The 13,434-nt window shown below is 44.4% G+C and carries 15 protein-coding genes; 2 read left to right on the top strand and 13 right to left on the bottom strand.

The window, feature by feature from the left end; genetic code table 11:
- Positions 1-4: 4 nt before the first annotated feature.
- The 6 genes from MTF70_RS10430 to htpX all read right to left on the bottom strand — a co-directional run bounded on the left by MTF70_RS10430 (position 5) and on the right by htpX (position 5,618).
- The gene (locus MTF70_RS10430) at positions 5-1,261 is read right to left on the bottom strand and encodes a cyclopropane-fatty-acyl-phospholipid synthase family protein (protein ID WP_205460891.1); all 1,257 of its coding nucleotides are present in this window, start codon (positions 1,259-1,261) and stop codon (positions 5-7) included.
- Entirely contained in the window at positions 1,255-2,073 is an 819-nt protein-coding gene (locus tag MTF70_RS10425; protein ID WP_054575131.1) for a DUF1365 family protein, read from the bottom strand. The genes MTF70_RS10430 and MTF70_RS10425 overlap by 7 nt, the downstream gene beginning before the upstream one ends.
- Position 2,074: 1 nt before the next feature.
- Positions 2,075-3,385 carry an NAD(P)/FAD-dependent oxidoreductase gene (locus MTF70_RS10420; protein WP_248393966.1) on the bottom strand — a complete coding sequence of 437 codons (1,311 nt, stop codon included), beginning with the start codon at positions 3,383-3,385 and terminating at the stop codon, positions 2,075-2,077.
- Between the two features lie 12 nt (positions 3,386-3,397).
- Positions 3,398-4,123, bottom strand: a complete 726-nt coding sequence (locus MTF70_RS10415) for an SDR family oxidoreductase (protein ID WP_054575129.1) — start codon at positions 4,121-4,123, stop codon at positions 3,398-3,400.
- Positions 4,120-4,539: a nuclear transport factor 2 family protein gene (locus MTF70_RS10410; RefSeq protein WP_005378211.1), complete on the bottom strand. Its 420-nt coding sequence runs from the start codon at positions 4,537-4,539 to the stop codon at positions 4,120-4,122. The genes MTF70_RS10415 and MTF70_RS10410 overlap by 4 nt, the downstream gene beginning before the upstream one ends.
- Positions 4,540-4,748: 209 nt before the next feature.
- On the bottom strand, positions 4,749-5,618 hold the full coding sequence (gene htpX, locus MTF70_RS10405) for a protease HtpX (protein WP_205460890.1): 870 nt from the start codon (positions 5,616-5,618) through the stop codon (positions 4,749-4,751).
- Positions 5,619-6,091: 473 nt separating this feature from the next.
- Between htpX and MTF70_RS10400 the strand changes: the two genes are divergently transcribed.
- Positions 6,092-6,295: a hypothetical protein gene (locus MTF70_RS10400; protein ID WP_054575128.1), complete on the top strand. Its 204-nt coding sequence runs from the start codon at positions 6,092-6,094 to the stop codon at positions 6,293-6,295.
- Positions 6,296-6,376: 81 nt separating this feature from the next.
- Here the strand turns inward: MTF70_RS10400 and bioD are convergent, their stop codons facing one another.
- Genes bioD through bioB form a run of 4 tightly spaced genes read right to left on the bottom strand, consistent with a single transcriptional unit; the run spans position 6,377 to position 10,071 of the window.
- Positions 6,377-7,063 (bottom strand): dethiobiotin synthase, encoded by a 687-nt coding sequence (gene bioD / locus MTF70_RS10395; RefSeq protein WP_005378217.1) that lies wholly within the window; start codon positions 7,061-7,063, stop codon positions 6,377-6,379.
- A complete protein-coding gene (bioC, locus tag MTF70_RS10390; protein ID WP_054866301.1) occupies positions 7,060-7,881 on the bottom strand; it encodes a malonyl-ACP O-methyltransferase BioC in 822 nt (273 codons plus the stop codon). The genes bioD and bioC overlap by 4 nt, the downstream gene beginning before the upstream one ends.
- Entirely contained in the window at positions 7,881-9,032 is a 1,152-nt protein-coding gene (gene bioF / locus MTF70_RS10385) for an 8-amino-7-oxononanoate synthase (RefSeq protein ID WP_205460889.1), read from the bottom strand. The genes bioC and bioF overlap by 1 nt, the downstream gene beginning before the upstream one ends.
- Positions 9,019-10,071 carry a biotin synthase BioB gene (bioB, locus tag MTF70_RS10380; RefSeq protein ID WP_005378222.1) on the bottom strand — a complete coding sequence of 351 codons (1,053 nt, stop codon included), beginning with the start codon at positions 10,069-10,071 and terminating at the stop codon, positions 9,019-9,021. Before bioB ends, bioF begins: the two co-directional genes overlap by 14 nt.
- Before the next feature lie 130 nt (positions 10,072-10,201).
- Here bioB and bioA point away from each other — a divergent pair, with 130 nt between their 5' ends.
- A complete protein-coding gene (gene bioA, locus MTF70_RS10375) occupies positions 10,202-11,482 on the top strand; it encodes an adenosylmethionine--8-amino-7-oxononanoate transaminase (protein ID WP_205460888.1) in 1,281 nt (426 codons plus the stop codon).
- A 69-nt stretch (positions 11,483-11,551) separates the two neighbouring features.
- Here bioA and MTF70_RS10370 read toward each other — a convergent pair whose 3' ends face one another.
- From MTF70_RS10370 to MTF70_RS10360, 3 genes are all read right to left on the bottom strand, one after another.
- Positions 11,552-11,818 carry a DksA/TraR family C4-type zinc finger protein gene (locus tag MTF70_RS10370; protein WP_017634396.1) on the bottom strand — a complete coding sequence of 89 codons (267 nt, stop codon included), beginning with the start codon at positions 11,816-11,818 and terminating at the stop codon, positions 11,552-11,554.
- 137 nt (positions 11,819-11,955) lie between these two features.
- On the bottom strand, positions 11,956-12,384 hold the full coding sequence (locus MTF70_RS10365) for a hypothetical protein (RefSeq protein ID WP_031812824.1): 429 nt from the start codon (positions 12,382-12,384) through the stop codon (positions 11,956-11,958).
- Positions 12,374-13,276: an N-acetylmuramidase domain-containing protein gene (locus tag MTF70_RS10360; protein ID WP_017634398.1), complete on the bottom strand. Its 903-nt coding sequence runs from the start codon at positions 13,274-13,276 to the stop codon at positions 12,374-12,376. Before MTF70_RS10360 ends, MTF70_RS10365 begins: the two co-directional genes overlap by 11 nt.
- Positions 13,277-13,434 lie beyond the last annotated feature (158 nt).

Genomic DNA, 13,434 nt, shown 5'->3' with positions numbered 1-13,434 from the left:
CGAACTACGGGCGTTGAAACGTCATGTGAACGGCACTGATCGTGCGAGCCAAAAAGCCACCTTCACAGTAGCTCAAATAGTAGCGCCACATACGCACAAAGCGGTCGTCGTAGCCAAACGAGCGCACTTCATTCTCTGCTCGATTAAAACGTAAGTGCCATTCGTTCAGCGTCTTGGCGTAGTCCAAACCAATATCGAACAAGTCTCGCGTCACTAAGTCACTGTACTTTGTTGTTGCTTGGGTTAGTGAGGTTACCGACGGTAAAAAACCACCCGGGAAAATGTACTTTTGGATAAAGTCGACGTTGTTACTGTAGTAATCGTAACGCTGATCGGCAATCGTAATCGCTTGAATCGCCATCAAGCCACCAGTCTTCAATAAAGACTCACAGACCTTAATGTACGAAGGCAGGAATTGTTTGCCCACAGCTTCAATCATTTCAATAGAAACGAGCTTGTCATAAGTGCCGGTTAAGTTACGGTAATCTTCTTTGAGTAGTGTGATTTTATCTTCTAAGCCACGCTCTTTGATTTTTTGCTCCGCGTACGCGTGTTGCTCTTCAGATATCGTTGTTGTGGTGACCTGACAACCGTATTGTTCTGCCATGTAAATCGCCATAGCGCCCCACCCAGTGCCAATTTCAACAACATGATCAGTGGGCTTCAGCTCAAGTTGCTGACATAGACGATCCATTTTGTTGATTTGAGCCTGCTCTAGAGAGTCATCCGCATGATTGTAAAGCGCCGACGAATACAGCATATTGATATCAAGGAACGCTTCGTATAGGTTGTTACCCAAGTCGTAATGCGCATGGATATTTTTACGTGAGTTCTCTTCAGAATTTCTGTTTGACCAATGACTGAACTTGTACAGTATTTTAGTCAACCAACTGCCTTGCTCTTCGAGTTTATCTAGAGCACGCATGTTAAGGGCCATCAGTTTCATTAATGAGGTTAAATCGGGGCTATCCCACCACCCATCCATATAAGCCTCACCAGCAGCAATACTGCCGCCCTGCAAGATCCGTGAATAAAAGCCTGGATGTTTTACCTCTATAGTAGCGACAACAGGTTGACCACTGTACTCCCCATTTGGCGCACTAAAACGCTCGCTTCGCTCTGTCGTTTCCGTCTTAAAACTTTCAATAACTGTTAAGCAGCCGATTTCCATTTTTTGCAGACATTGAAAAATAACTCCGCGAGCCGCTTTTTGCGTTGTCGTCAATTTACGCGGCAATGTCATAGAACTAGTATTTAACATGCAGAATTCTCCTTGTGCTTTTTATTTTTTTTGTCTGTTTTTTCAGTATCGGCTTCTATTTCTTCATGCGTTGAATATTTAGGATGAGAATAAAATGGTGCGCCTTTCACCCAAAGTTTTAATGCGTGCCAATAAATACCAACCATTACTTTTACCGTTTGTATTGGTGTAACGATCAAACACCTCAATAAGGTTTTGCTTGAAAGTGGCTTGGCTTTCATAACCATGGTGGCATCAAAGTGTTTCTTTCCTTTGTGACATTCAAGATGAATATTCAACTTGTCTGTCAAAGGTTTAATTCTCCAGCGGTAGAGTTGGTCAATCGGGTTGAATGGTGAAACATGGAATGCTTTAACTTGTTCCCAACCAAACTTTTCTTCTTCTTTATCTGCTGACACCACGTAGTAATGTCGTTCATTCCAAGGAGTGTTACTCACCTCTGCGAGGAGATACTTCCATTCTCCTTCCGTGTTATAAACGTAGTAGAAATTAACGGGACTGAAATAAAGCCCTAGATAACGCAAGTGACAGACTGCGATTACCTTGCCGGTACAGCGAACACCTGTCAGTTCTTCAATTTTGCTGTGCACTGCCGACTTGACGCTGCCTTCACCAATGTAATCACTGCGCTTGAAGCGAGCCCAATGCCACCAACGCGAACCAAAACCCCATACTTTTTTCTCTAAAGCATCGAGCTCGTCTACATCGATGGCGGGCATAAATAAAGAGTAGTTCAACTCATGATTCACAGGCGTGAATCGACGGTGACGAACGTTGCCTATAAACAATCGGCTGTTCATTTGGCTATCCATATCACGCTGCGCCTTTTTCGAAAGGAACCACATTTTGTTCGCGGTACTTTTCTTCTAGTTCTTTCACAACATCAAGCGCGCTACGCACGCCATCTTCATGAAAACCGTTGTACCAATAAGCGCCGCAGAACCAGGTACTTTGTTTGCCCTGTATCTCATCTTTGCGCTGCTGCGCTGCAATAGACTCAGTGGTGAATACTGGATGATGATAAGTGAACGAACGCAAGACTTTATTTGAGTTAATTTGCTCAGTACTGTTCAACGTTACACAAAACGTATGTTCTGATTGAATATGCTGAAGAATGTTCATGTTATAAGTGAGCGAAGGGAGGCGTTGCTGTTCCTCTTCACTGCCTTCCAATAGGTAGTTCCATGATGCCCATGCTGCCTTACGTTTTGGTAGTACGGCAGAGTCGGTATGAAGAACAACTTCATTTGCTTGGTATGTCATATCCCCCAAGATTCCCTGCTCAATTGGGCTGATATCCTCTAGCATTCTCATTGCTTGATCACTGTGACAAGCAAAGATAACGTCATCAAACCAATGCGTTTCTCCGCGAACTTGAACGCCAACCCCTTTTTCGTTGCGAACCACTTTTTCGACAGGACTATTAAGACGAATACTCTCGGCAAAGCCTTTGGTCAATGGTGGAATGTATGATCGTGAACCACCTTTAATCACATACCATTGTGGCCGGTTAGTCACATCTAGCAGACCGTGGTTGAGGAAGAAACGTAAGAAGAACATAAGAGGGAATGCGCGCATGTCAGCTAAAGTCGACGACCAAATCGCAGCACCCATCGGTAAAATGTAGTTATCGGTAAAGAAAGCACTGAATTTGTGTTCATCAAGGAACTCACCTAACGTCTGAGAGTGCGAGGATTGCTCGCTAGCGAAGCGCTTGGCAAGTTTATTGAAACGAAGTATCTCGAAGATAAATCGATAAAATTTAGGGTTTGCCCAGTTGCGTTTTTGAGCAAACAATGTCGACACTGTGTGGCCGTTGTACTCTAGTCCGTTCCCATCGTTTCTGACACTGAAGCTCATTTGAGTCGGCAGACCTTCAACGCCAATCTCGCTCATCATTTTAATGAAATTAGGGTACGTACGGTCGTTATAGACGATGAACCCAGTATCTATCGCGTATTCTTTACCATCAAGGCTCACATCAACGGTTGCAGTATGGCCACCGATGTAATCGTTCGCTTCAAACAGCGTTACATCATGTTCTTTATGCAAGTAATAACCACAAGTAAGGCCAGAGATTCCCGTTCCCACAATCGCTATCTTCTTTCTTCCTGCTGTTTTCATTTTTATTCCTTCTTATGATACGAGTTTAGCAGTTAGGCGAGCTTGCCAACTGTATGGAAGTAACGAGATAAAACGTAAAATACTGGTAAATCTCGCCGGGAAATAGATATAGGTCTTGTTGGCGGCTAACTGCTTCCTGATAGATTCCGACGCTTGCTGAGTAGAAATGATCATTGGCATTTCGAAGTCGTTTTTGTCAGTCAACGGCGTTTCAACAAAACCAGGAAACACCGTTACCACTTTGATCCCTTTCTTTTTCAAGTCGACGGCGAGCGTGCGTGCAAAATAACTGACTGCCGCTTTGGACGCGCCGTAAGCTTCAGCACGAGGCAGTGCCACTTCTGATGCGATAGAGCCAACAATAACAATGCGGTGCCCTCTCTCTAAATGCACTTGGCAGCCTTCGACGCAGTTGGCAACACCGACAACATTTACGTTCATCACACGCGCCATGAGTTTCGCGTCGACCACTCCCTCATCCATGTACTCACAATCGCCTGCGTTAAAAAACCATGTGTTTGGCGTAAAGGGCAAATTGGAGAGAGCCTGCTGAGTTTCCTCATAATTTGTCACATCAAACTGCAGTGTATGAATTTTGGAAGAAACTGCCTCCAGTTCTGCAAGAACATCTTGATTCCGACCACAAGCAATCACATTCCATTCTGAGTTCGCGTAATCTAGCGCAAGCTGTCTTCCTATTCCGGAGGTGGCGCCTGTGATTAAGATGGTGTTGTTCATTGTCCTAACCTCTGCTTGATGGTTTTAACGACTGAACCAAGTAACGGTAAATGCTCATAGAGCATCTCTCCGAGATCAAAATAGTCTCGGTGATAAATGACCTGACCTTCGCTAAATTTGAGGTGCGAAACACCATTGACGAGAATAGGCGCACCCTTCTGAAGTTTGGGATGCTGAAGGTCCATTGTCCAAGTTAGGAAGCCTGTATCTCCGACTTGTTGATGCTCATGGATTACAAAATCACAACTGATGACGTTGGCATATAATGAGGTGAAATAATCCGAAAGTGCTGGCCATCCTTCTAAACGATGCGCTGCGTCCTCAAATACTACATCTTGGTGATATATATCCTTAAGTAGATGTAAGTTCGCTTTGTTGAGCTTTTGATAGATATTGCCAACAGACTGTATGTCCATTTTTTACTCCTACACGCCCATTAAGTTGTACAAAATTATTATATGTACAAGATAGTTCATTCCACCAAAGTTGTACAAAAATAATTTTGTATAACTTTGTTTCTGTAAGTAGTACGTGATGAAGTTCGCACGCGATCAATCGGCGAAAAAAAAGGCTTGGTCAAAACCAAGCCTTTTCAGCAGATTAACAATTATTTAAGTAGGAACAATTAGTATTGCTGGCCTCGCAACGCTGCAATACGTTTATCTAGCGGAGGGTGGCTCATTAGTAGCTCAGTCAGCGACTGCTTGCCATTGATACCAAACGCCATCATGGTGCCATCCAGTTGAGATTCATGACTCACCTTCAAACGCTCTAGAGCCGCAATCATTTTTTCTTTGCCAACGAGGCGCGCTGCACCTGCGTCCGCGTGGAATTCGCGATGACGGCTGTACCACATAGTCAAGAAGCTAGCTAGGAAACCAAATACCAGTTCAAGCACCATGGATACGCCAAAGTACACCATCATATTTGTACCTTGGCCTTCTTCATCATCGTTCGATGCCACAATATTGGCAATAAAGCGTGATAGGAAGATAACAAACGTGTTCACGACACCTTGCATCAACGTCATCGTGACCATATCACCATTTGAAATATGGCTCATTTCGTGTGCAAGTACTGCCTCTGCCTCATCACGAGTCATATTGTGTAAAAGACCAGTAGAAACTGCGACAAGAGAGTCATCTCGCTTTGCACCTGTCGCAAATGCATTGATATCTGGTGAATCATAAATAGCCACCGTTGGCATACCAATACCCACTTGTTGAGCTTGACGACCCACAGTTTCGACTAACCAATGCTCCGTTTCGTTGCGCGGGCTTTCAATGACCATACCACCAACCGAGCGTAGCGCCATACCCTTTGACATCATCAACGAAATAAATGCGCCACCAAAACCAAATACAGCAGCCATTACAAGTAAACCTGACAGACTGCCTGGTTGCATTCCAGTTACAGCGTAAACAATATTCAGAACAACACTAAGCACTAGCACGACAGCTAGGTTAGTTGCTAGGAATAACATAATTCGCTTCATTACTTTTCTCCGAGGAAGCTTATCGTTTTTTTAAAACGGATTGTTATAAGGAACAAATGGTAATCGCTATAAAAGCCAATTCCGTTGATTTTCATGTTCCGTGCGTTGTAGATATAGTCTATCCGCGATAAAAACAAGGTTAAGCAATAAATTGCAACATTTGTTTTCGGGACTGAAATATTTGATTCAAGCGATTTCAAAACATGCTTTGGTAGGAGCTGGAACCTCCGTTCATATACATTTATCAAAATGATAAAATAAGCTCTGAGCTACCCATCATCTATTGATAGATGATCTTGGTGTTAAATCTATCACCTCTTAGCAACTTAGCTAGAAATTTTTTAATAGACCAAAAACAGTACGTTAGCTCTGCTATAGACTTTGGTCTTATTGTGCGGCTACATGGACATGCTAAATTCGAATGAGATGAACAAAACAGAGCCACTCTAAGTACATTGCAAAAAGTGCATTGGGTGAGCTCAAAAACTCCATGTATTGAGGGAAAAACCATGGTAGAAACTAACGACTATCAGATGGCTATTGATTTACTGCGTTGTCACCTAGGCATCTCAGAGGACGAGGCAAAGCAACAACTTGGTATTTCAACCGATCATCATATGTCTCAGCGTGTTGCAGAAACACAACAAGCATTGATGGGGCTCAGCCAAGATAAGTAATCTGACTTTTTAGGTTACACCAACAAGAAAGGGCTGCATTGCGCAGCCCTTTGGTTTTTTAGTCTTTTACCCTAAACACCATTAGTCAGTGTTTAGCAACGGCTCTACATTAATGTACTTGCCTAGCTCTTTACGTTTAGCACTTGGAATATATGGAATTTCCCCAAGCTTAGGTGCATCGATACGTGCTTCTAGCATCTCGATAATGTCAGCGTAGTGCTCTGTGCCTGGGTTGACGCGGTTTGCCACCCAGCCAACAAGATTCAAACCATCCGCTTTAATACTCTCCGCTGTGAGTAAAGCGTGGCTCAAACAGCCTAATTTAATGCCAACCACCAGTACAACAGGTAACTGCTCTTCTTTTACCCATGTAGATAAACAGTCCGTATCGGATACTGGCACACGCCAGCCTCCAGCACCTTCAACGAGAACAACATCGGCTTGCTGCTTATGTTGAGCCAGTTTTTGACTCAGAACATCGTAACTTATTTCGACATGTTCATGCTTCGCTGCAATGTGGGGAGAAGCAGGCAACTCTAAAGCGTATGGGTTCACATCATCATAGGCCACATCGAGTGTTGCGGCGTCTTGTAAGTGTAAAGCATCAGAGTTACGCCATCCCGCTTCAGTCTTGTCACTCCCTGCTGCCACTGGCTTATAACCAATAGTATTTAGTCCTTTTGCTGCAATCGCTTGCAAAATGGCTTTAGACGCTACCGTCTTTCCAACATCAGTATCCGTACCAGCAATAAAAAAAGCATCAATCATAGATGTATTACTCCAAAACAAACCTGATAACTTGCAGGTAGAAGACCTTGATCGTTTTTAAACGCTTGGTACGCATGCTCAACTTGCAACAAAGTCTCGCGACTAGTTAAACCGTGTGAGCGCCCGCTTACGTGATTTGCACCTATACCTTTGAGGTCACGCATAACTGAAAATGCAGAGTCGTACCAAACTGTGATGGTGGTCAAGTCTAGTTGATGGCTGTCACATCGAGATTGCGCTAACGCAATTTTTACCTGATTGAGCGTTAGAAAGTTATTGACGTGTTGATATGCATCAATTTTTTCCCATGATGCACGCAGCTCATACAGTGATCCATCAACCAGTGTAGAGAACCACGCTTTCCCACCATTTTTTAGCACGCGGCGCACTTCTTTTAGTGGGTAACTTAAATCTGTACACCATTGCAGCGCTAAACTTGAAAACACGTAATCGAAGCTATCATCGTCAAATGGTAAGTTTTCAGCATCAGCAACTTGGTAATGCATTCGTACTGCACCACAACGCTGCTCTGCTTTATCTAACATGGCTTGAGAGATATCGCCGCAGACTACTTCCGCACCGCGTTGTTGAAGTAGTTGGGAGAAATAACCCGTGCCACAACCTAAATCCAATACACGTTTTCCCGTCAAGTTTTCAGGAAGTTTATCAAGCAGCTGATGCCCGACATCACGTTGAAAAGCCGCATGTTTATCGTATGTTTCTGCTGCTTTACCAAACGAAGAGGCAATCGCGTCTTTATCTTGATGGAAACTCTCTAACGCGAGCGTTTGCGCTAATGCGGTAGTTGCATTATCCATTACAGCGCTCCTAATGCTTGCTTCAATGCCATTGAAAGCGTTTTAACTTGTTCATTAGTGTGATTGGCAGTGAGTGTGATTCGAAGACGAGACGTCCCTTTAGGCACCGTCGGTGGTCGAATAGCGGTAACCCAAATGCCGTTTTGGCGACAAGCGCTCGCAACCTGCAAAGCCAGTTCAGATTCACCAATCACAAACGGCTTAATCGAAGTCTGAGTCTCAGCAAAGCCCTCCAGATCGCTGAGGCAGTCTCGATACACTTCACTAAGCTCTGAAAGCTTTTCACGTCGCCAAGACTGCTCTTGAACGATAGAAACCGCATGCGTTAGCGCATAGGCTTGTGCCGGAGGCATCGCTGTGGAATACACATGGTGACGAGCAAACTGAGTCAAAAAGTCTCCCGTTGCGTGGTCGCATAAAATAGCCGCGCCCGACATACCAAACGCTTTGCCGAAAGTAACGATCAGTATCTCGGGTTTAAACGTTGCCAACTCGCAAGAACCACCACCGGATTGACCAAGAACGCCAATACCATGAGCATCATCGACAGCAAACCAAGCATCATGACTGCGAGTGGCTTCAGCTATATCGCTGAGCGGCGCGCAGTCACCGTCCATGCTGAATACCCCTTCCGTCACAACTAGATGGTTGTCTTCGCTATTAATCAGCGACTTTAGGTGCTCGATGTCATTGTGTTTGAAGCGCTTCATCTTAGCTGGTGACAACGCCCCCGCTTCTATCAATGAAGCATGATTCAAACGGTCTTGGATCAATACGTCTGACTTTTCTAACAAGGTGAACAACAAGGCTTGATTAGCACTGAATCCAGAACCAAACAGAATTGCTCTGTCGTAGCCCAACCATTCAGTTAGTGCGGCTTCTAAATTGCTGTGTGCTGCACTAAAGCCAGTGACCATTGGCGATGCTCCACTGCCACTGCCGTATACGCTTAAACCTTGCTGCCACGCACGAACGAGCGCTTGATCATTGGCCAAGCCCAAATAATCATTACTTGAGAAATTAATGTAGCGCTTGCCTTCGTGCTCCAAAACGGACTGGTTACCGGCAAACACCACATTCATAGAACGATTCAACCCTTGCGTTTTACGCTTAGCAAGAGCGGACTCGATACGAGATTTAAACGCTGGCATCGTAGAAAAGGTCGTCTTTTGTCGGACGGGCAGCAACGCGCTCTACGACGCGATCGAGTAACTCGTTTTCTTCGATTTCATCAGGCTTTTGAGACACCTCTTGGCTGTTAATACCGAGCTTGTTGAACAGCATCATATCTTTGTCTTCAGAAGGGTTTGGCGTGGTCAGAAGCTTGCAGCCATAGAAAACGGAGTTTGCACCCGCCATAAAACACAGCGCTTGCATTTGTTCGTTCATGTTTTCACGGCCAGCGGATAAACGAACGGCTGACTGAGGCATCATGATTCGTGCAATCGCAATCAGGCGAATGAAATCGAAAGGCTCAACATCATCCACTTCTTCCAGTGGTGTGCCCTTTACCTTCACGAGCATGTTGATTGGAACGCTTTCAGGGTGTACCGGCAAGTTAGCCAGTTCAACCAACAAACCAGCTCGGTCGTTTGCACTTTCACCCATGCCGATGATGCCACCGGAACAGATCTTCATGCCAGCATCACGCACGTGAGACAAAGTATCTAAACGGTCTTGGTAAGTCCGTGTGGTAATGATGTTGCCGTAGAACTCAGGTGAGGTATCTAGGTTGTGGTTGTAGTAATCCAGACCTGCGGTTGCCAATTGCTTTGCTTGATCTGGTGTCAACATACCTAATGTCATACACGTTTCTAAACCCATGCCCTTCACACCTTTGATCATGTCAGTCAAATGCGGCATGTCACGCTCTTTAGGGTTTTTCCATGCAGCGCCCATACAGAAACGAGTTGAACCAGCATTTTTGGCTTTTTGCGCAGCATCGAGTACGCGTTCTACTTCCATCAGACGCTCTTTTTCGATGTCTGTGGTGTAACGAGCACTCTGAGGACAGTACTTACAATCTTCTGGACAAGCACCTGTCTTAATCGACAGAAGCGTGCTTACTTGAACATGGTTGGTTTGTTGATATTGACGATGTACAAGCTGCGCTTCGAATAGGAGATCCATGAATGGTTTTTCCATGAGATCGCGCACTTCAGCATGCGTCCAGTTATGACGAACTTCCACGTGTATTCCTTTAGTCACTTTTGTTGTTGTGTTGACAGTCTACTGAGTCTCGATAAACTGTCAACACAACACAAAATAACAAAGTTTACATCTGTTTATTTTTTAACCTCAATTATTATTGGAATCGCACATGGATCTCGCCTTCGACCGCCAGCATATCTGGCATCCCTACACTTCGACATTGACACCTCTGACCTGCTACCCAGTAGCATCGGCAAATGGTGTTCACATTAAATTGGAAGACGGTACTGAGCTGGTCGACGGCATGTCTTCTTGGTGGTCGACGATCCACGGCTATAACCATCCGCACTTAAATCAAGCCGCTCACCAGCAAATCGATCAGGTCTCTCACGTGATGTTTGGCGGGATTACCCACCAGCCAGCAATCAGTTTGTGTAAGAAGTTGCTATCCCTAACCCCAAGTAATCTTGAAAATGTATTCCTTGCCGATTCAGGCTCCGTTGCCGTAGAAGTCAGCTTAAAAATGGCACTGCAATATTGGCATGCAAAAGGCGAACGCCGACCGAAGTTTCTTACTTTGCGACACGGTTATCACGGCGATACGTTTGCGGCGATGTCGGTTACCGATCCCGATAACTCAATGCACTCTCTCTACAAAGGCTTTTTGCCTGAGCATATCTTTGCGGAGTCACCAACTTGTGGTTATTGGGATGAATGGAAGCCAGAAGACCTCACCGACTTCGAGCACAAGATTGAGACGCACCATAAAGAACTTGCTGCGGTGATCCTAGAACCTATTGTTCAAGGCGCAGGCGGCATGCGCATCTACCATCCAGAATTTCTCAAAGGCGTGCGTAGGCTTTGCGACAAATACGGCTTGTTATTGATTGCAGATGAGATCGCTACCGGATTTGGTCGTACCGGTAAGTTGTTTGCCTGCGAACATGCAGACATTCAACCAGACATTCTGTGTGTCGGGAAAGCACTCACTGGCGGCTACATGACCCTCTCTGCGACCCTGGCGAGCAAACACGTAGCAGACACCGTTTGTGGTGGTGATGCAGGCTGTTTTATGCACGGTCCAACCTTTATGGGGAATCCACTCGCCTGTGCTGTTGCCACCGCAAGTTTGGAATTGATTGAGCAAGGTAATTGGCAGCAACAAACCCAACAAATTGAAACGCTGTTTTCTGAGTTACTACCAAAACTTGAAGAATACGAGTTGGTGAAAAACACCCGTTGGCTAGGTGCCATTGGCGTAGTGGAGACGCATCGCCCTGTGAATATGGAAACCATCCAAGCCTTGTTTGTTGAACACGGAGTTTGGATTCGTCCATTTGGCAAACTGATTTATATGATGCCGCCGTTCATCAGCAAGCCGGAAGATATTGAGAAGCTAGTTAACGCGATTGATGCGGCGTTGCAACGTAAAGACTGCTTCGCTTCATAGTCCAATTCAATACGAAAACGGTTTGAGTATGAGACTCAAACCGTCTCATTATTTATTAGAACAGTAAAGTTATCGGAGTTGACTGTCTTTACTCGCTCGTCGATTGAACAATGCTTGGCGTTGAGACACCAATTCGATTGTTGACTGACATTCGATACACAAACGAACGCCTTTCATAGCAAAACGACGTGCCTCTGGGATCTCATCACCACACTCATCGCAATAATGGGCGCTTTCACCCCTTGCGATACTGCCACGAACACGGGAAATCTCGTCGTCTATTGTGTTTTGAATTTGTTGGCTGACGCTATCGTCATTGGCCCACCCTACGGCCATAAGCCCTCCTCGTTACTTGAATGAGAAAATCTACTTACCGTGGTAAGGTGGATGATTATATCGATTACAAATAACAAGATAATTAAGGTAAATACGAAAACACTATTACGTTTTAGTAATAATTACTCTGTAATCGATTATTCGGCGCTCTCATGGAAAAGCAATGCAAGGTTACTCATACTCCCTTCCTCACATTCAAAGTACTGCGTTTGCTCAGGCTCTCTCAAAGTAACACTGAGTATCTTCTCTACCTCACCAAACTCCTCGCTAAAGTACTCACTGACTAATATGACGCGCTCACCAATACTAAATTCCAGTGACTTCTCATCTACCAACGCTCGATGATACTGGTCTAATTTAAAGTCCTTTATAACTAAGGTTCTTTCAATACTGCTCCCCCCTAAATTAAGCTCCGACAGTAGAACCTGACTGTTTATATTTTCTATTGATATTTCTAGACGGTTAGGATGTGAAACATCACACTTAAATAGCGCAGTATTAGTGTGGCTGGAAGCACAAGCAGATGAACTAAAAATAAGTCCAAGCAAAGAAATGTTACGCAGCATTTTTAATCGAAGCATATTTTTTGTAAGCCTTTTCTAATTTGACGTCGTATTGATTTTTCTGATACTCAGAACCATTGTAACCACGAGCAAAGGCAGCCCAATTTTTATCTCTTATATGTTCACCTAAGCCAGACTTTTGGATAAACGTAACAAAAGCCTCAAGTTGTTTCTTCTCCGACTCGAATACAGCTTTAACAAAGGATTCAGCGGTAACATGACCAGCTAACTTGAAATTAAAGCCCATAATTTGGAAACGTCCCCAAGATGCGGAGCGGATTGCTGCATTTGAATTCAGTTCAATCGCTTTATTTAAACGTACGTATTCTGAGATACCACCAACGTACAGACTTCGATTCCAATGCCGACTTGAAATACTCGGATGACTGTTATCGTAGGCTCTTGAAGTGAGTCTCGAAAATATATGAGCCTCAAACAAAATCTTTGGCTTACCATTGCTAAAGTAGGCTTCTCCTCGGCTCTCAACTTCAGCTACAGCTTTAATAGCAGCGACTTCGCATCCAAGAGTTTCAGCTACTTTGCTATAATCCAAGTCCGTCAACGCATCTCTTGAGCCAACCAAGGGTAACGTATATGCCACCGCAGTCTCAGGTGTTCGTTTTAAATACTCATTTAGCTTACGATGGCTTCTTCCATTCACATCTATCCTTCCATCTGGACGAGCCATCCCAACAAGGTTTTTCTGAAAAGCTTTAATTGCGGCGACAGTCTTGGAGTTTTCCGGTCTAGAGCCTAGTTTCCCATCCACTTTAAGCTCCTTTACTCCCTTTAAAGAACCAAGCAATTGGTTAATAGACCTTTGTACCGTACGAATATCAACATCCACATTTTTACCACCCAAGCCAACAGAGCCGCTTATTCTTATTGAAGCCATGAAAGTACCTCCTTTTTAAATTTTGGAGGAGATTGTCATGCCCAATAAAGCTTAGAAAAATATCATTAAGAATTGTTTTCAATAATTTAGGTCAACTATGCAATACCTCATCCAATATTTACATAACAACGTATTTTCACTCGACGCAGATAACAAAA

Source organism: Vibrio sp. 2CM40D, from assembly GCF_023161825.1.
GTDB classification, from domain to species: Bacteria; Pseudomonadota; Gammaproteobacteria; order Enterobacterales; family Vibrionaceae; genus Vibrio; species Vibrio alginolyticus.
This window is presented reverse-complemented; position numbering and strand designations above follow the sequence as displayed.

Excerpts from the sequence above, each read along its gene's own strand:
- MTF70_RS10360 (WP_017634398.1), bottom strand. The coding sequence starts at position 13,276 with ATGGCTTCAATAAGAATAAGCGGCTCTGTTGGCTTGGGTGGTAAAAAT.
- MTF70_RS10420 (WP_248393966.1), bottom strand. The coding sequence starts at position 3,385 with ATGAAAACAGCAGGAAGAAAGAAGATAGCGATTGTGGGAACGGGAATC.
- bioC (WP_054866301.1), bottom strand. The coding sequence starts at position 7,881 with ATGGATAATGCAACTACCGCATTAGCGCAAACGCTCGCGTTAGAGAGT.
- bioA (WP_205460888.1), top strand. The coding sequence starts at position 10,202 with ATGGATCTCGCCTTCGACCGCCAGCATATCTGGCATCCCTACACTTCG.
- MTF70_RS10410 (WP_005378211.1), bottom strand. The coding sequence starts at position 4,539 with ATGGACATACAGTCTGTTGGCAATATCTATCAAAAGCTCAACAAAGCG.
- MTF70_RS10415 (WP_054575129.1), bottom strand. The coding sequence starts at position 4,123 with ATGAACAACACCATCTTAATCACAGGCGCCACCTCCGGAATAGGAAGA.
- MTF70_RS10430 (WP_205460891.1), bottom strand. The coding sequence starts at position 1,261 with ATGTTAAATACTAGTTCTATGACATTGCCGCGTAAATTGACGACAACG.
- MTF70_RS10365 (WP_031812824.1), bottom strand. The coding sequence starts at position 12,384 with ATGCTGCGTAACATTTCTTTGCTTGGACTTATTTTTAGTTCATCTGCT.
- MTF70_RS10425 (WP_054575131.1), bottom strand. The coding sequence starts at position 2,073 with ATGGATAGCCAAATGAACAGCCGATTGTTTATAGGCAACGTTCGTCAC.
- bioF (WP_205460889.1), bottom strand. The coding sequence starts at position 9,032 with ATGCCAGCGTTTAAATCTCGTATCGAGTCCGCTCTTGCTAAGCGTAAA.
- MTF70_RS10370 (WP_017634396.1), bottom strand. The coding sequence starts at position 11,818 with ATGGCCGTAGGGTGGGCCAATGACGATAGCGTCAGCCAACAAATTCAA.
- bioD (WP_005378217.1), bottom strand. The coding sequence starts at position 7,063 with ATGATTGATGCTTTTTTTATTGCTGGTACGGATACTGATGTTGGAAAG.
- htpX (WP_205460890.1), bottom strand. The coding sequence starts at position 5,618 with ATGAAGCGAATTATGTTATTCCTAGCAACTAACCTAGCTGTCGTGCTA.